The following is a 15,015-nucleotide window of genomic DNA, read 5'->3' as shown; positions in this document are numbered from 1 at the left end:
GAATGGAGTGATTTAAAAATGAGTAAATACAGAAAACTGATTGATTGGGTTATAGGATTAATTGTAACTATATTTTTTTTATACGGACCATCCTATTTTTTTGTTATTAATCCTTATGTTAATCCATATAAAATTCCAATGATAGTTCTAGGGGCATTTTTATCTTATTGTATTTTATCTATTTTTTATTGGACTACAAATAAAAATGTTAAATTAGCCGTCCATTACATTTTAATGTTTGTAGTAGATATAGTATCGATAATTTCTATAATAGTTATTGCTGCATATATGGGGTAATTAGCTTAAATTAAAAACATAACCAATAGTGATATTATAAATATATCTCGATGAAGGTAGGTTTTATGAAAGGTGTTCAGTTTTACATTCAATTTTACAATTGAATAATATGAATTCCCAAAACCACATTTTTCCTGGTAAGCACAATGTTGAATATATACAATCAAATTTTGAAAAATATCTACAGTTCTATAGTCCTTACGTATCGCATTCTATAAGTTAAAAACTTTATTTTAGGTTTATTTATTAGCCACTAGGGTAAAAAATATAAATATATTTAAACTAGTTTATACGATAAAAAGGAAGTGTAAAAAATGTGTACAGCACTAACATTAAAAACAAAAGACGGACAACATTTATTTGGAAGAAATATGGATATAGAGTACAACTTTAATCAAGCTGTTCATCTTGTTCCTAGAAATTTTGAATATAAAAATGTAGCAACTAATGAAACTAACTCTACAAAATATGCAGTTATGGGTATGGCAACTATAATAGATAATCATCCATTATTTGCTGAAGCAATGAATGAAAAAGGATTAGCTTGCGCAGGTTTAAATTTTCCTGGATTTGCATATCATTCAGATAATTTAATAGATGGAAAAAATAATTTACCTCCATATGATTTAATACTATGGATATTATCAAATTTTGAAACTATAGAAGATTTAAAACCCGAACTAGAACATATAAACCTAGTAAATAGACAGTTAAATTCATCTACACCATTACCAACACTTCACTGGATTGTTTCTGATAAAAGCGGCAATTGCTTGGTTATTGAAAATACAAAAGAAAAGTTAAGCATTTATGATGACGAAGTAGGGGTCTTAACAAATGCACCAACTTTTAATTGGCATACAACAAACCTAATTCAATATATGGGTGTAACAGCTGACCAACCTCAGAATACTAAATGGAGTAGACTAAATTTAGCTCCTCAATCTCAAGGTCTAGGTATGTTTGGAATCCCTGGTGATTTTTCATCTGCATCTAGATTTATAAGAGCTGCTTTCTATAAATCTAGCTTAGAGTCTTCAGATACAGAATTTTGTGGGGTAAGTGAGTTTTTCCATATATTAAATAATGTCGCTATGCTAAATGGAGCTGTAAAAACTCCAGAAGGTAAATATGATCTAACTCAATATACTTCTTGTATGAATCAAGATAAATGCATCTATTATTACAATACATACAATAATAATCAGATAAACGCTATAGATATGAATAAGGAAGATTTAAATTATACAGAAATAAAGATTTACCCTTATAGAGATACTTTAGTTATAAATAACGAGAACTAAATAAAAATTTAAAGTCATGAAAACCTAAGCAATTAGGATATTCATGACTTTTTTATGATACTCTTATATAATTTTAAAGCTGAGTTATATTTTCTAAAAATGCTCTAACTTCTTTTGGACTTTTTAAAACTACAACTTTATGTTTAAATTTTTCTTCTATTTGCTTATATCTATTAACTATCTCTTTTGTTCTTCCTTTATGAATAATCCACCATCCAAATTCTAAATCGAATTTTTCTTCGCATCCTTCTGCCATGTCTTCACGTGTTTTATTTTTATTATTTAGATATCTTTTATACGCTCTAAAAAAGCATATCCTACGAGGAAAGTTTAGAAAAATTATTTTATCCGCTTGTTCTAATCTTTCTCTTTGATAAAAACCTCTATAGTTACCATCTATAACCCAAGATTCATTATTCATGAATTCTTTAGTCAGGGCGCGACCCTCATCCTTGTCTCTCTCAACCCAACCTGGTGTGAATTGAATTGTATCAAGGTGTAAAACAGGAGTATTATAATAACTTGATAGTTGCTTAGCCATTGTAGATTTTCCACTTCCACTATATCCCACTATTGCAATTTTCATCGTATTCCCCCTTTTTTAATTGAGATCCATTTATACTTTTATTATAGTATCATTTTTTAAATTCCTTTATATCAAAAATAAAATTTAATTATTTATTCTTGTTTATTATTTTTACCTAAATTAAATTTTAGTAGGTTCAAAGTATTTGGTGAAATATCTTATCAATATAACGAATTATGTTATGTAGAAAAGTTTAGTTCTTTAGTAAGATTATTAATAATTTGTATTTGACTAGTTTGATAGATTTGTTGTTTTATTTAATATACTAACTCTTTTAATTTTGTTTCACATGTTACTATTCTAACCGATAGGCAAGATCATACCCAATATAAGTATCAAAGTTAAAACCTTTAAAATCCAAGTTAACCGATTCTAAAGGTTTTTTCATATATAACTAATTAAATTTAAAGAAGTAAAAATCTTATACTATACTTTATTTCTTAAATTTATATGGTTTATTTACTTTCATGCCAATAACATGACCACATTCTGTACACACTTCCAAAATTAATTTATTACCACCTGAAAATATCTTATCCTCTGGGGCTATATAAGCTCCAGTTAATATACCTGTTCCAAATTCAGAACTTCCACACTTGGGACACACTCCTTTAGACATAAAAAAGCTCCTTTTCATTTATATTATATAACTTTTGTTATTATATTTATTAAAGCTTACCATAATATTATATTAAAGTTTTTATTATGGACTCAGATATATAAATTACGGAATAAAATATATAAAACGCTATTAAAATCTTATAAACTTTTAATAGCTTAATTATTTTTCTTTTTATTGATTTTGCAAATTAAATAAATAGTTAATAATACAACAGTTGATATATTAGTTGTAATAAACACTTTTACCCCTATAGCAATCGTAAAAGATTGAAGTGTAAACAATAATGAATTCACAAAAGTTATAATAGGCAGTACTAGTCCTAGTAACTTATTATCTTTTTTAGATAAAAATATCTGTAGACATATTCCTAGCACTAAAAATATAACAAATCCTAAACCTATTTTTATTTTCATTTTTAATCTCTCCCTTTTTAAACCTATATACATTTTAAGTTTTTATATAATACAAGTTCTACAAGTACTTTTATAAAACTCAAATTTTTAAGTCCTTATCCCCTATCTTAATAGACTTCAATACATTTTTAAGTTTCGAATAAACTTAACAGCTAATTCAAGTATATTTCAAATAGCTTTACTATATCAAGTTATTTTAAAATCTAATTATTTAATGTTTTTTTAAGGTTGTTTTTATATTCAATTAAGATTCTACGTTTATAATGGTATTTGTAAAGCATAGAGAGGTGAGTATATGACAATTTTTATTTTAATTATACTAAGTATAATCTTTTTGATACTTACTATATGTTGGAAATTATTTAGAACTGCATTTAGAGTTGGTTTGTTCATCCTAATTTCTATATTTTTAATTGCAGTAACTTCAAAAAGTTTAATTATAGATCATAGTTTAAATCAAGATATATTTTTAAATAATGCTCGTAGCATATTAAAACCAATATTTTATTTTGTAGATTAAAAAAGGAGGCGTTAATTTTGAGTAAATGTAAATTATATAGATCAGAAAACAATCGTATGATAGGTGGTGTTTGCGGAGGTATAGGAGAATTAACAGGCATTAGCCCTACACTAATTAGAGTTTTATTCGTACTAGGTGGTGTCAGTATAATAATATATATAATTCTATGTTTAATACTTCCATCCGGAGAAAACTTTTAATTGTATAACTTATTTTCATAAAATCAAGTTATAGACATTTTAAGATTATAAATAGAACCATATATATTTCAATGTAAAAGGCAATAGAATCGATTCTATTGCCTTTTTTGTTTATTGTAAACAGTAATAGCAGACTAGAGTTGTACTTGAAAAATTAAAATTTAAAATATCTTTATTTAATTTCATAGTTAGTTATATTTTTCAGTTTTAAGTAATAATCTCAAAGTTAACGTGATATATATGTAATATAAAGATATAAATATATCACATTATCAAGGGGGATTAATTTATGAAATTTATAAATAAATATTCATTTCTATTTTGTTTATTTGGATTACAAGGATTTAATGGATTACATGGTGATCCATTAGACTTTCTATACTTTGGATTCTTTTCATTTTTAGGTAATATATGGTGGTATAAATTAGGTGATTGTGAAGACGAGCGCTTTATTTGTAATAAGCATAAGGCAGGTTATATAGCCCTTAGAGTCTGCCTTCCCTTAGCAATAGTTGCAAGTGTATTAATTAGACTATATACAGTGGATATATTAACACTTTATAGACTTCAACTATTGATATTATCCATTTCATTTGCACTAGCAGCAAATTTATGGGCATTTTTAACTTACAAATTTGATGTTGGGGTTTAAAGCTATGACAAAGTTTATTAGTAATTTAAAAAAGTATCGTCAATTTAATGAATTAACTCAAGAGGAACTAGCTAATAAAGTTAGTGTTAGACGAGAGACTATAGCTCGTTTAGAAAATGCTAAATACAACCCTTCTCTTGAACTGGCAATGAGGATATCAAAAGAATTAAATACTCCAATTGAAAAGTTGTTTATATTTGAATTTTAATAATTAATAAAATAAATTTAAAGCCATTATAATCCTAATAAAGGACTATAATGGCTTTTTTACTAGACATTTTTGAGTGTGTTTTTTATAATGATTTAAACTACATTTTCATTATCAAAGAGGCTAGTATCACTCTCTCTACTATAATTATACCATAAATAACTAATTTTTTTAAGACTATGAATATCTCCTCATACTATATAATTTATAGAGCAAATTAAACAAGCTGATTTATATAATCAAGGAGGGTATATTATGAGTCTAAATAATTATGAGTTGAATCTTGAAAATGAATGGTTACAAAGAGTTCTTACAGAGGCTAAGAAACAGCTTGATGAAAAACGTAGTGCTAAAGATAGGTTATCTATAGAAACACAAAGAGAACTCTGGGTAGATCCTATTTCAAGTATGTAATTATAGATGAGGCACAGGATTACACTCCATTGCAGTATGAAATTTTTTATCAACTTTTTAAATCTGCTAATATGACTATATTAGGGAATATAAATCAATCAATTAATCCATTTATTAATGTTGAGATACTAGTTTTAGACCTATTATTCCTGCTACTATAAACCCAATACAAACTAATCGAACAAAATCAATAGGCTCTTTAAATAAAAACACACCTAAAATAACAGTACCAATGGTTCCTATTCCTGTCCAAATAGCGTAAGCTGTTCCTAGTGGCAGTTCTTTTAACGCTAATGATAAAAAGTAAAAACTAGCTATCATCCCTATTACAGTTAAAACACTTGGAACTAACTTTGTAAACCCTTCTGAATATTTAAGTCCTACAGCCCACCATACTTCAAATATACCTGCAATTACTAACACTAACCATTTCATAATTACCACTCTCCTTAAAGTTTTAAATAAAAGCTTATTAGTAAAACGTAAAAAAGCCCGGGAGATATAAAAAATATCTCCCAGGCTTTTGTCCTTCCGTGAACACAGAAAACTGTGCGTTTTATCTCGGACCAGACCAGTTATAAATTTTAACTGCGGAACCCTATAAAACTAAATTTATTAAACTTTTATTATAGTTTATTACTATATCAAAAAATATGCACTTAATCAATATAAATTAATCTATCTATTTTTTACTTAATGATACAATTGATACTATTTTTTTAAAGGTAAACACCTAGTTTATGTAGAACAAGTTACTATTATGATATCGTGAAATTCAAAGTTTCTATGGAGTTAATTAAAGATTTTATCCAATCTATAAAATCTTTGCAAATAAAATAAACAATATAAAGGAGATAGAATCTATGAGAGAAAAAAGTATGGATATATTGGCTAAAAATTTAAAATCTGAGCACTTAATAAAACATTCGTATGCAGTTGAGTCTGTTATGAGATCATTGGCTAAAAAATTAGATCCTAAAAATGAGGAAAATTGGGCAATAGCAGGACTATTACATGATATTGATTCAGATTTACTAGATTGCAAAAACAATCCAGAGGATATGAAAAAACATGGAATTCTTGCTATAGATATATTAAAACAAGAGAATATAGGTAATCAAGATATTCACCATGCTATTATGGCTCACAATAAAGATAATGATACAGAAAGAATTTCATTAATGGATAAGGCAATTTACGCAGCAGACCCAATAACAGGATTTATAACAGCTATAACATTAGTTTATCCAGATAAAAAAATATCTAGTGTAAAAGTAAAGTCTATAACTAAAAGAATGAAAGAACTAAGATTTGCCGCTGGTGCTAATAGAGAAGCAATGAAAAGTATAGAGGAACTTGGAATTCCATTTCCAGAGTTTGCATAATTATCGCTTAATGCTATGAGAGACATAAGCGATGAGCTCGGACTTTAAAAATTATATATTCTAAAAAAGTCAGTATATATATCTATATTGGCTTTTTTATTGTTTAAATCTTAGTTTTTACTCCTAAATACGACCATTTTAGTCCAACGCATGCCTTTACGCTAATAATACATGTTAATATATTTATAAATTTTTAAAAGTAAAGGAAATCATAATGAATTATAAACTAATTAAATTAAATAAAATTTTACTCAGCATAATATCAATTTTAACTATTTTATTAATATTAACTTTGTCTTTTGCTAATGCACTTGATGCTTGGATTATTAACAAGTTTATTGCTCTTTACATAGTAGTTTTTTTGTTGTGTACATTTTATGTAATTATAGTAGCTATTTTACAACTAAAAAACTTAAATAAAACAGAGTCAAGAAAAAGGATTATTGGTTTTTCTAAATTTTTCTTATTTAATTTTTTAATCTTATTTGTATTATCAATAATTTTTAATAAATTTGATATACCGAAAATCTTAGTTATATCTTTTAGTGGATCATTTGGTTTTAACTTTTTAGATTTAGCATTCTCTAAAGATTCTAGTAAATTCAATAGCTACTAAATATATATTCACTACAAGTTTTATAAATATAGTAGCTAAATACCTTAAATGTCTAATTTAAAGCAAAAGAGCACTTACATATGTAAGTGCTCTTAAATCATAATAAAAATATTATTAAGTAAGTACAGTATTTTTTCAAATGCCTGTATTCTGGCTTTAATGTTTCTTTTGTGTGGACAAGTTTAGTATAATCCCTAAACCTTAAAACAAGCTTAAAGTTTTTAATATTTTTACTAAATATAGATTTCTAAAAATACTTTACGAAAAATCGAAAATAATCGAATCAAGTTCCTTTTTGTGGTAAAATACCAGTGTTAATCTATTGTTTAAGTATTGGGAGGATATTATGAGATTAAGTAAAAAATTATTATCATTATGTTTAGTAAGTAGTTTATTTTTAGTTGGGTGTAGTTCAAACACTCCTAAAAAAGAAGACTCTTCTGAAAAGGTAACTTTAAGTATTTCTGCAGCTGCTAGTTTAAAAGAAGCGATGGAAAAGATAGAAAAAGACTATGAAAAAAGTAATCCAAATGTTGATTTAGTCGTTAACTTTGGTGGATCTGGATCGTTACAAAAGCAAATAGAACAAGGTGCACCTTGTGATGTATTTATATCTGCAGGTGAAAAACAAATTAAAGAACTAGATGAAAAAAAATTACTAGAAGAAAATACATATAAAAACTTAGTAAAAAATGACTTGGTTTTAATAGCTCCAAAAAACAGTGATATATCATCTATAAATGATTTAACAACTGATAAGGTTAAAAAGCTAGGAGTTGGAGAGCCTGAAAGTGTTCCTGCAGGAAAATACGCATCAGAAGTATTAACTAACTTAAATTTAGCAGATACGGTAAAGGATAAGTTAGTCTTTGCAAAAGATGTTAAACAAGTTTTGGCATGGACTCAATCTGAAAATACACAAGCCGGTTTTGTTTACTACAGTGATACTCTAGGTGTAGATAATATAAAAATTGTAGAAACAACAAAGGAAAGTACTCATTCCCCTATAGTGTATCCTGTAGCAGTTATAAAAGATAGTAAAGTCCCTGATGAGGCTAAAAAGTTTGAAGACTATCTTTTTAGTCAAAAAGGACAAGATATTTTAGTTAATTGTGGTTATAAACCTATTAAAAATTAATTAGCGATTATATTAAACTATTATTTATATTTAGAATTAAATATAATAAAAGACAACTACACTATCATGGAGTTGTCTTTTTTCATATTATAAAAAATTTAAAGTATAACAGCAAAAATTACTTTTGCATTTGAATTTGATTTATTCTCCCAACGATGCTTTACACCTGCTGGAGTCTTAACACTATCACCTTGATATAATGTAAACTTTTCATCATCTAAATATAAATCTACTTCACCCTCTAGCAAGTATGCAATTTCATACCCTTTGTGTTGAATATTTTCACTGCTAGATACCGATCCAGGAGATAAACTCATAATTGCAAACTCTAAATCACTACTAAGGTCAGGAGCTAATACATCATAAACAACATCATCACTTCCGGGAAGTATTACTTTTTTTCTATTTTCTTTTCTAACTATCATATCTTTTTTAGAAACTTCTGATGTAAAAAATGTAAATAATGGCACGTTAAGTGCAGATGCAATAGATTTTAAAGAGTTCACAGATGGATTTGCGATTCCTCTTTCTATCTGACTTAGCATAGAAGCAGTAACTCCACATAATTTTGATAAATCACGTACACTTAGGCCTTTACTTTTTCTTATCTGTGATATTTTTTCACCTATATTTATTTCAGACATTAATACCTCCATAAATTCATTTCAAATATTATAATTTTTAACTTAATGATTTTAATTATAACATAGAAATTTTCCACAAACAAAATTAAATCACATTTAATTAATTAAATTATATTTGACACTTTTACTTAAATTATATACAATCAATATAAACATCAAGAGGTGTAAACATTATGGAGGGGAGTGATGGTTGTGCCAATAACAACTACTGGAGCAATCATTGGGTTATTAGTTGCAATTATACTCATTATAAAAAGGTTTGAGCCATTTTACTGTTTGGTATTTGGAGCTTTAGTTGGGGGCTTAATAGGTGGCGCAAATTTAGTAGATACCGTAACGTATATGGCTGATGGTGGGAAGTCTATGGCTCCTGCAATACTTAGAGTTATGACATCAGGATTCTTAGCAGCAACACTTATAAAAACAGGAGCCGTTGATAAAATTTCAGAAGAGATTATTAGATTACTAGGATTAAAAAAAGCAATACTTGGAATAGTTCTATCTTCTATGATCTTGGCAGGGGTTGGTGTTGACTTAGACGTAGTAGTCCTTACTGTCGGACCAATAGGAATGGCTATGGGAAATAAACTTGGGTACTCTAAACTAGCGATACTACTTGCAGCACTTGGGGGAGGTAAAGCTGGTAATATTATATCTCCTAACCCAAATACATTAGCAGCAGCAAGTAATTTTAACGTTGACTTATCTAGTGTTATGCTTTCAAATGTAATACCAGCTATATTTGGAGTAATTATTACTACTATACTTGCGAATATGTTGATTAACAAAGGTAGTAAAGTTGAAATAGAGATAAAATTAGATGAAGACGAGAATTTGCCCAGTTTGTTTGCTTCACTAATAGGTCCTATTATATCAATAATATTACTATTTTTAGGTAATGTATCTAGTATAGTTGTAGATCCACTTGTAGCATTACCTGCAGGAGCTATTGTCAGTATATTGGCTACTAAGAATGTACATAAAACAAAAGAGTATCTATCATACGGAGTTGAAAAAATGCAAGGTGTATGTATTTTGTTACTAGGTACAGGAACATTAGTTGGTATTATACAGATGTCAAACTTACAACATAGTACAACAGAACTCCTTGCTATGCTGAGTATACCTCAGGTTTTACTTGCACCTATTTCTGGAGTTGTAATGTCACTAGCTACCGCATCTACTACTGGAGGTGCAACAGTAGCATCATCTACATTCTCTAGTGCAATACTAAGTTCTGGATTATCTGGGGTAGCAGGTGCTGCAATGGTTAATGCAGGTGCTTGTGTATTTGAACATTTACCTCATGGAGCATTATTTCACGCAAGCTCAAGAAGTGTTTCTATGGAAATTAAAGAAAGGTTTAAGTTATTGCCATATGAAATAATTATAGGCCTTGTTATAGTAACATCTTCAACTGTAATACAATTACTTCTTAAATAGAATTTAACATCAAGACATTTAAACTTTGCTAAAAAGCCCTTACTACACTTCTAGTAAGGGCTTTTTCCGGAAAGTTTTTGAAAATATAGTCAAGATTTTTATTTTAAAAGATATTAGATTTACTTGAAACTTCATGATTAGGTTCATATTAATCTTGACATATTTTTAATTTATTTTCCTCATTAGTAGTACTTTGCTTATTCGGATAAGTATAATATAAATTAGTAACCTTAAAATAAACTTAAAATCTGATATAAACTATATACTTTTATTTACTATATAAATTTTAAAACTTTTTAGCATATTGATTTGCTAAAATTATTTCAAATATATATTTTAAAATAAAGATTGCTAGCAATGACATTGTCGTCCAAGATGGAGCGTTCATTACTATACATACATAAGCAATTATAATAACCATCCAATTGATTATTTCCCCTGACATTGCTTTTGCTTTACATTTTATAAACGTATTTCTTTCATCTTTTCTTTCAACTTCGATTTGTTTAAATTTAGCAGGATCTTTTCTCAATTTTCTAATACCGTATAATCCTCCTAACCCTCCACAAATTGCTCCAAATCCTAATCCTGTGCATAAACTTGATGCTCTATCCCAAATATCACTAGATGGCCCTGCTACTAGTATTATTAGTCCTACTATTAATATAATTACCCCAAAGATAACCATAGCTTTATTTAATTTTTCATCTTGTTTAATCTTCATTCCCATCTTCCTCCTCATAAATAAAAATTTCTTCAATTGCCATGTTAAAATATCTTGCAATTTTAAATGCTAAAATTATTGATGGATTATATCTTCCATTTTCTAAAGAACCTATCGTTTGTCTTGAAACTTCCAGTGCAGTTGCTAATTCTTCTTGAGTTACTTTATTTTGTTTTCTTATTTCTTCCAATCTATTTTTCAAAATATAAGCTCCTTCCTTCAACTTAAAAGTAAAGCTTGCTTTCCATAATTTATTATATTCTCGCAAATGTAAAGCTTACTTTACTTTTATTTTATATATATCAAACTCATATGTCAAGTCTGCTTTCCATTATATTTTTTAATTTACTGAAATAGCTTTTAACCCTTTTTTTAAACCACTTTTAACTTTATTATTAGAAAGTATGAAAATTTTTTTTATAAAAGTGCAAGGTTTTTATAATTTAAATTGTATATAAGAAGTGTAAAAGCTTTTACGGATGTATTGTAAGAATAAAAGGGAGGAAATAACTTGCAAGCTGAATTAATTATTAAATATATAAAAAAGAAAAAACAAAAGGGGTTAGAAATGCTTATAGATGAATACAGTGGTCTTGTTGCATCTGTTGTTAGAAAAAATCTAGGTAAATTAATAAACTATGAGGAAGAATGCATAAGTGATGTATTTCTAGCTATTTGGGATAACATAGATAGTTTTGATAAAGACAAAAACTCTTTTAAAAACTGGATTTGTGTTATAGCAAAATATAAAGCAATTAACTACAAGAAAAAATATTTAGATAAAATAGAAACTTCTGAGATTGATGACGGTGTCTATTACATAGATAAAAACTTACTTAATCTTGAGATTAAAGAGGGAATAGATGATATTGTTAAATACTTACCCGATAAGGATAGAGATATCTTTATAAGTTATTACTTGGATGGAGCCGATGCTCCTCAAATAGCTAAAGATAATAATTTAAGTATATCTAACCTTTACAGTCGGTTATCCAGGGGAAGAAAAAAAATCAGAGAATCACTTATAAATAGGGAGGTTTAATGTTATGAATGAATATAAATCTTTTAATGATGTAGAGTTTGATATAGAAAACTATGAAGAAGTTAGTGTAAATAAAGAATTAATAAAATCTAAAGTGAAATCTAAATTGAATAAAAGAAAAAGTAAATCAAAGAAAATTTTGGCTGCTAGTGTTTCTGGATTACTTTTAATTGGTGGAGTATTTGTATTTTGTGAACCTGTTTATGCAAATATGTACAAAGTAATGTATGATATAAAAAATGCTTTAGGTTTAGAATCAAACTTAGAAGATTATAAAACTGTAGTTGGCCAATCTATAACGAAAAATGGGCTTACAATAACTTTAAATGAAGTTGTCTTAGATAAAGACGTTTTAATTGTGTCTACAACATACAAGTTTGAAGAAGAACTTGAAGATGGTAATATTACGTCCTTTGGAGATGTTTATATAAATGGTAAGTCTATAAGTTCAGGTGGTGGGGGTAGCGGCACTATAATTGATAAAAATACAGTTGAAGAAGTATTTAGATATACATTAGACGAAAATGTACAAAAAGATGATTTAGATATTAAAATAGCTTATTCTAATCCTATTTACTTTAAAAATAAAAAAGAACATACTATAAATGGAGAGTGGGTATTTGAGTTTAAAACAAATAGAAAAGATCTTGAACTTGATACAAAATCACTTAAACTAAGTCAATCTTTTGAGCTAGGAAAAGATGAAACAATTACATTAAAAGAATATAGGACTAATGCTTTAGGTCCTAATATAATCTATGATAGAAATATTCATAATAAAGATTTGGTTGATTATGATATAAAGTTACTTGGAAAAGATAATTTAGGTAATGATGTTGAGTTTTATTTAATAAGTACTAATGAAAATAAAGGTAAGCTGACATTATCCAATTTAGAAGAAAATCTAGATAAAAATGCAACAGAATTAAAACTTGTTCCTTATGCTGCAAAGCAACCTAATACAAGTGGAAAAATGAGTGATAATTTTAAGAAAATCGGTGATGAATTTACAATACATTTAAATGAATTAAAGTAAATATGATTAAATTAATACCCTTAGATTTCAACTTAGTTGATTCTAGGGTATATTTTTATTCTTTAATTTATAAACTAGTTTTTATAGAATCAAGTCCTCTCACTATCTTGCTTTACAATATAGTAAAAGAGTGCTATATTGTAAAGCAAGATAGATATATTAAAAGGTGAGTGATTATTTTGAACAATACAATATCCTCTCAAATGCTAAAAGGTATTCTAGAGGGGTGTATCTTAAAAATTATAAGTCAAAAAGAAATATACGGATATGAGATGAATTTAAAATTAAAAGAATATGGAATTTCAACCGTTTCAGATGGAACAATATATCCACTATTACTAAAACTTCAAAAACAAGAATTAATAGTAGGTGAAATGAGAAGTTCAGGTGAGGGGCCTATGCGTAAATACTATAAACTTACTAATAAGGGTAAAGTCCAACTAGATATATTTGAAGAACAGTGGGATATTCTTTCAAATAGTGTAAATAAAATTTTGAAGGTTAAATAAAAAGGGAGAGGAATAATATGCAAAATGCTAAAAAACTTATAGAGTTAAATAATTCATACAGGGAATTATTAAGTGAAGAAAATAAATTATTTTATGATGATATATTGGTTTATATAAGAGCAAAAAGTTTCTTAAAAGACGAAACTCAAATAGAGGAATCTTTGCTTGAGATTTTAACAGATATTATAGAGGCCCAAAATCAAGAAATTAAAGCCGAAGATTATTTTGGGAGAAATCCAAGAGAAATCAGTGATGACATATTAAAAAATACAAATAAGAGTTCTTTTAAAGAGAGATTCCATTTATTTTTGAGTTGTATGTTTATATATTCTTTAGTTACATTGCTACCTAAGTTAATAAATCCTAATGAAATATTGGATGTGGGTAAGTTCTTTGTATTCTTAGTATTTACACTGTTATTTGTAAATCTTATTTTGAATATTTTAGGAAATGCAGTCTATTCAGATAAAGAAAAAAAGTTTACGTTTATTTTATTTGTTTTATTCTGTACATATATAGGTTTAATGATCTTAATGGAGCGAATTCTACCGACTACATTTGGATTTAAATTATCAGGGTCTATTGGTATAACTGTTATTTTAATGTTCGGAGGAATAGGCGTAATATATAGCTTAAAAGAAAAATTATTTTATTCATTTTTGCCTATTATAGTAGTAGCTTGTACATTAGGAATATTAAGTAGATTAGATTTTCTAAACTTTTCAATTATCGAAGGCCCTGGCAAGACTATCTCTATGGTAGCTATGTTAATAGCTTTTATATTATTCTATTTAATATCTTATCTATATGTTAAGGAGTAGAGTTTTAAATTAACTATTAACTAATGTATTTAATTTTTAAAAATTTGCTTTAGTACTTATTTTTCTAATAAATTAATTTTGATATAATATATATAAGTATAAATTACTATATATATTATACAAATTTGAAAGGATGATAAAAAATGTTAGAATATAGATATGATACACAGTTATTAATCGAAGGAACTGCTCTTAATGAAGATGCAATAAATGAATACTTTAATACTAATTTTAAAGGTGATTGTTTACTTGCTGTAGGTGATGAAGAACTTATCAAAATTCATTTCCACACAAATGAACCTTGGGAGGTATTAAAATACTGTTCAACTTTAGGAGAAATATACGATATTGTAATTGAAGACATGGAGCGTCAAGCAAAAGGATTACAAGGATAATATTTACCTAAATAAAAGGACTTAAACTCTAAATTAAAAGAGTTTA

General features: G+C 27.1%; 23 protein-coding genes, 1 pseudogene and 1 riboswitch. Of the genes and pseudogenes, 17 read left to right on the top strand and 7 right to left on the bottom strand.

Annotation, left to right across the window (positions count from 1 at the left end):
- Window positions 1-18: 18 nt before the first annotated feature.
- Together ACN6I1_RS16270 and bsh are read left to right on the top strand one after the other, a co-directional pair.
- Window positions 19-297, top strand: a complete 279-nt coding sequence (locus ACN6I1_RS16270; RefSeq protein ID WP_419743495.1) for a hypothetical protein — start codon at window positions 19-21, stop codon at window positions 295-297.
- Window positions 298-611: 314 nt separating this feature from the next.
- The gene (gene bsh / locus ACN6I1_RS16265) at window positions 612-1,601 is read left to right on the top strand and encodes a choloylglycine hydrolase (protein WP_419743494.1); all 990 of its coding nucleotides are present in this window, start codon (window positions 612-614) and stop codon (window positions 1,599-1,601) included.
- 73 nt (window positions 1,602-1,674) lie between these two features.
- Here bsh and ACN6I1_RS16260 read toward each other — a convergent pair whose 3' ends face one another.
- From ACN6I1_RS16260 to ACN6I1_RS16250, 3 genes are all read right to left on the bottom strand, one after another.
- Window positions 1,675-2,187: a DNA topology modulation protein gene (locus tag ACN6I1_RS16260; protein ID WP_419743493.1), complete on the bottom strand. Its 513-nt coding sequence runs from the start codon at window positions 2,185-2,187 to the stop codon at window positions 1,675-1,677.
- A gap of 433 nt (window positions 2,188-2,620) precedes the next feature.
- Window positions 2,621-2,806 (bottom strand): hypothetical protein, encoded by a 186-nt coding sequence (locus tag ACN6I1_RS16255; RefSeq protein ID WP_419743492.1) that lies wholly within the window; start codon window positions 2,804-2,806, stop codon window positions 2,621-2,623.
- A gap of 158 nt (window positions 2,807-2,964) precedes the next feature.
- The gene (locus tag ACN6I1_RS16250) at window positions 2,965-3,222 is read right to left on the bottom strand and encodes a hypothetical protein (protein ID WP_419743491.1); all 258 of its coding nucleotides are present in this window, start codon (window positions 3,220-3,222) and stop codon (window positions 2,965-2,967) included.
- Between the two features lie 295 nt (window positions 3,223-3,517).
- Here ACN6I1_RS16250 and ACN6I1_RS16245 point away from each other — a divergent pair, with 295 nt between their 5' ends.
- The 6 genes and pseudogenes from ACN6I1_RS16245 to ACN6I1_RS16220 all read left to right on the top strand — a co-directional run.
- Window positions 3,518-3,742 (top strand): hypothetical protein, encoded by a 225-nt coding sequence (locus ACN6I1_RS16245; protein WP_419743490.1) that lies wholly within the window; start codon window positions 3,518-3,520, stop codon window positions 3,740-3,742.
- Window positions 3,743-3,759: 17 nt separating this feature from the next.
- Complete coding sequence (locus ACN6I1_RS16240) at window positions 3,760-3,942, top strand: PspC domain-containing protein (RefSeq protein ID WP_419743489.1); 183 nt, start codon at window positions 3,760-3,762, stop codon at window positions 3,940-3,942.
- A gap of 289 nt (window positions 3,943-4,231) precedes the next feature.
- The gene (locus tag ACN6I1_RS16235; RefSeq protein WP_419743488.1) at window positions 4,232-4,594 is read left to right on the top strand and encodes a DUF3796 domain-containing protein; all 363 of its coding nucleotides are present in this window, start codon (window positions 4,232-4,234) and stop codon (window positions 4,592-4,594) included.
- Window positions 4,595-4,598: 4 nt separating this feature from the next.
- Complete coding sequence (locus ACN6I1_RS16230) at window positions 4,599-4,802, top strand: helix-turn-helix transcriptional regulator (RefSeq protein ID WP_021428797.1); 204 nt, start codon at window positions 4,599-4,601, stop codon at window positions 4,800-4,802.
- Between the two features lie 255 nt (window positions 4,803-5,057).
- Window positions 5,058-5,216 (top strand): hypothetical protein, encoded by a 159-nt coding sequence (locus ACN6I1_RS16225; RefSeq protein ID WP_419743487.1) that lies wholly within the window; start codon window positions 5,058-5,060, stop codon window positions 5,214-5,216.
- Window positions 5,198-5,338, top strand: a pseudogene (locus ACN6I1_RS16220) (UvrD-helicase domain-containing protein); the annotation flags it as partial. The gene ACN6I1_RS16225 and the pseudogene ACN6I1_RS16220, both read left to right, overlap by 19 nt.
- Here ACN6I1_RS16220 and sugE read toward each other — a convergent pair.
- Window positions 5,331-5,651 (bottom strand): quaternary ammonium compound efflux SMR transporter SugE, encoded by a 321-nt coding sequence (gene sugE, locus ACN6I1_RS16215; RefSeq protein WP_021428762.1) that lies wholly within the window; start codon window positions 5,649-5,651, stop codon window positions 5,331-5,333. The pseudogene ACN6I1_RS16220 and the gene sugE overlap by 8 nt on opposite strands.
- Before the next feature lie 75 nt (window positions 5,652-5,726).
- Window positions 5,727-5,829: riboswitch (guanidine-I (ykkC/yxkD leader) on the bottom strand.
- 250 nt (window positions 5,830-6,079) lie between these two features.
- Between sugE and ACN6I1_RS16210 the strand changes: the two genes are divergently transcribed.
- The 3 genes from ACN6I1_RS16210 (at window position 6,080) to modA (ending at window position 8,355) form a co-directional block, all read left to right on the top strand.
- A complete protein-coding gene (locus tag ACN6I1_RS16210; RefSeq protein WP_419743486.1) occupies window positions 6,080-6,601 on the top strand; it encodes an HD domain-containing protein in 522 nt (173 codons plus the stop codon).
- A 214-nt stretch (window positions 6,602-6,815) separates the two neighbouring features.
- On the top strand, window positions 6,816-7,217 hold the full coding sequence (locus tag ACN6I1_RS16205) for a hypothetical protein (RefSeq protein ID WP_419743485.1): 402 nt from the start codon (window positions 6,816-6,818) through the stop codon (window positions 7,215-7,217).
- 346 nt (window positions 7,218-7,563) lie between these two features.
- Entirely contained in the window at window positions 7,564-8,355 is a 792-nt protein-coding gene (modA, locus tag ACN6I1_RS16200) for a molybdate ABC transporter substrate-binding protein (RefSeq protein ID WP_419743484.1), read from the top strand.
- A gap of 98 nt (window positions 8,356-8,453) precedes the next feature.
- Here modA and ACN6I1_RS16195 read toward each other — a convergent pair whose 3' ends face one another.
- Window positions 8,454-8,999, bottom strand: coding sequence for a helix-turn-helix domain-containing protein (locus ACN6I1_RS16195; RefSeq protein ID WP_419743483.1), 546 nt, complete (start codon window positions 8,997-8,999; stop codon window positions 8,454-8,456).
- Between the two features lie 186 nt (window positions 9,000-9,185).
- Here ACN6I1_RS16195 and ACN6I1_RS16190 point away from each other — a divergent pair, with 186 nt between their 5' ends.
- Window positions 9,186-10,442 (top strand): GntP family permease, encoded by a 1,257-nt coding sequence (locus ACN6I1_RS16190; protein ID WP_419743482.1) that lies wholly within the window; start codon window positions 9,186-9,188, stop codon window positions 10,440-10,442.
- Between the two features lie 286 nt (window positions 10,443-10,728).
- Here ACN6I1_RS16190 and ACN6I1_RS16185 read toward each other — a convergent pair whose 3' ends face one another.
- Both ACN6I1_RS16185 and ACN6I1_RS16180 read right to left on the bottom strand, forming a co-directional pair.
- A complete protein-coding gene (locus tag ACN6I1_RS16185; protein ID WP_419743481.1) occupies window positions 10,729-11,166 on the bottom strand; it encodes a hypothetical protein in 438 nt (145 codons plus the stop codon).
- Window positions 11,156-11,368, bottom strand: coding sequence for a helix-turn-helix transcriptional regulator (locus ACN6I1_RS16180; RefSeq protein WP_025162805.1), 213 nt, complete (start codon window positions 11,366-11,368; stop codon window positions 11,156-11,158). Before ACN6I1_RS16180 ends, ACN6I1_RS16185 begins: the two co-directional genes overlap by 11 nt.
- A 309-nt stretch (window positions 11,369-11,677) precedes the next feature.
- Here ACN6I1_RS16180 and ACN6I1_RS16175 point away from each other — a divergent pair, with 309 nt between their 5' ends.
- From ACN6I1_RS16175 to ACN6I1_RS16155, 5 genes are all read left to right on the top strand, one after another.
- The gene (locus tag ACN6I1_RS16175; RefSeq protein ID WP_419743480.1) at window positions 11,678-12,208 is read left to right on the top strand and encodes a sigma-70 family RNA polymerase sigma factor; all 531 of its coding nucleotides are present in this window, start codon (window positions 11,678-11,680) and stop codon (window positions 12,206-12,208) included.
- Between the two features lie 4 nt (window positions 12,209-12,212).
- The gene (locus tag ACN6I1_RS16170) at window positions 12,213-13,244 is read left to right on the top strand and encodes a DUF4179 domain-containing protein (RefSeq protein WP_419743479.1); all 1,032 of its coding nucleotides are present in this window, start codon (window positions 12,213-12,215) and stop codon (window positions 13,242-13,244) included.
- Between the two features lie 191 nt (window positions 13,245-13,435).
- A complete protein-coding gene (locus ACN6I1_RS16165; RefSeq protein ID WP_419743525.1) occupies window positions 13,436-13,753 on the top strand; it encodes a PadR family transcriptional regulator in 318 nt (105 codons plus the stop codon).
- Window positions 13,754-13,770: 17 nt separating this feature from the next.
- Window positions 13,771-14,574, top strand: coding sequence for a hypothetical protein (locus tag ACN6I1_RS16160; protein WP_419743478.1), 804 nt, complete (start codon window positions 13,771-13,773; stop codon window positions 14,572-14,574).
- Between the two features lie 143 nt (window positions 14,575-14,717).
- Window positions 14,718-14,969: a dihydroxyacetone kinase gene (locus tag ACN6I1_RS16155; protein WP_021428712.1), complete on the top strand. Its 252-nt coding sequence runs from the start codon at window positions 14,718-14,720 to the stop codon at window positions 14,967-14,969.
- Window positions 14,970-15,015 lie beyond the last annotated feature (46 nt).

It is taken from the genome of Paraclostridium dentum (assembly GCF_048568265.1).
GTDB classification, from domain to species: domain Bacteria; phylum Bacillota; class Clostridia; order Peptostreptococcales; family Peptostreptococcaceae; genus Paraclostridium; species Paraclostridium dentum.
This window is presented reverse-complemented; position numbering and strand designations above follow the sequence as displayed.

Excerpts from the sequence above, each read along its gene's own strand:
- ACN6I1_RS16270 (WP_419743495.1), top strand. The coding sequence starts at position 19 with ATGAGTAAATACAGAAAACTGATTGATTGGGTTATAGGATTAATTGTA.
- bsh (WP_419743494.1), top strand. The coding sequence starts at position 612 with ATGTGTACAGCACTAACATTAAAAACAAAAGACGGACAACATTTATTT.
- ACN6I1_RS16260 (WP_419743493.1), bottom strand. The coding sequence starts at position 2,187 with ATGAAAATTGCAATAGTGGGATATAGTGGAAGTGGAAAATCTACAATG.
- ACN6I1_RS16255 (WP_419743492.1), bottom strand. The coding sequence starts at position 2,806 with ATGTCTAAAGGAGTGTGTCCCAAGTGTGGAAGTTCTGAATTTGGAACA.
- ACN6I1_RS16250 (WP_419743491.1), bottom strand. The coding sequence starts at position 3,222 with ATGAAAATAAAAATAGGTTTAGGATTTGTTATATTTTTAGTGCTAGGA.
- ACN6I1_RS16245 (WP_419743490.1), top strand. The coding sequence starts at position 3,518 with ATGACAATTTTTATTTTAATTATACTAAGTATAATCTTTTTGATACTT.
- ACN6I1_RS16235 (WP_419743488.1), top strand. The coding sequence starts at position 4,232 with ATGAAATTTATAAATAAATATTCATTTCTATTTTGTTTATTTGGATTA.
- ACN6I1_RS16230 (WP_021428797.1), top strand. The coding sequence starts at position 4,599 with ATGACAAAGTTTATTAGTAATTTAAAAAAGTATCGTCAATTTAATGAA.
- ACN6I1_RS16225 (WP_419743487.1), top strand. The coding sequence starts at position 5,058 with ATGAGTCTAAATAATTATGAGTTGAATCTTGAAAATGAATGGTTACAA.
- sugE (WP_021428762.1), bottom strand. The coding sequence starts at position 5,651 with ATGAAATGGTTAGTGTTAGTAATTGCAGGTATATTTGAAGTATGGTGG.
- ACN6I1_RS16210 (WP_419743486.1), top strand. The coding sequence starts at position 6,080 with ATGAGAGAAAAAAGTATGGATATATTGGCTAAAAATTTAAAATCTGAG.
- ACN6I1_RS16205 (WP_419743485.1), top strand. The coding sequence starts at position 6,816 with ATGAATTATAAACTAATTAAATTAAATAAAATTTTACTCAGCATAATA.
- modA (WP_419743484.1), top strand. The coding sequence starts at position 7,564 with ATGAGATTAAGTAAAAAATTATTATCATTATGTTTAGTAAGTAGTTTA.
- ACN6I1_RS16195 (WP_419743483.1), bottom strand. The coding sequence starts at position 8,999 with ATGTCTGAAATAAATATAGGTGAAAAAATATCACAGATAAGAAAAAGT.
- ACN6I1_RS16190 (WP_419743482.1), top strand. The coding sequence starts at position 9,186 with ATGGTTGTGCCAATAACAACTACTGGAGCAATCATTGGGTTATTAGTT.
- ACN6I1_RS16185 (WP_419743481.1), bottom strand. The coding sequence starts at position 11,166 with ATGAAGATTAAACAAGATGAAAAATTAAATAAAGCTATGGTTATCTTT.
- ACN6I1_RS16170 (WP_419743479.1), top strand. The coding sequence starts at position 12,213 with ATGAATGAATATAAATCTTTTAATGATGTAGAGTTTGATATAGAAAAC.
- ACN6I1_RS16160 (WP_419743478.1), top strand. The coding sequence starts at position 13,771 with ATGCAAAATGCTAAAAAACTTATAGAGTTAAATAATTCATACAGGGAA.
- ACN6I1_RS16155 (WP_021428712.1), top strand. The coding sequence starts at position 14,718 with ATGTTAGAATATAGATATGATACACAGTTATTAATCGAAGGAACTGCT.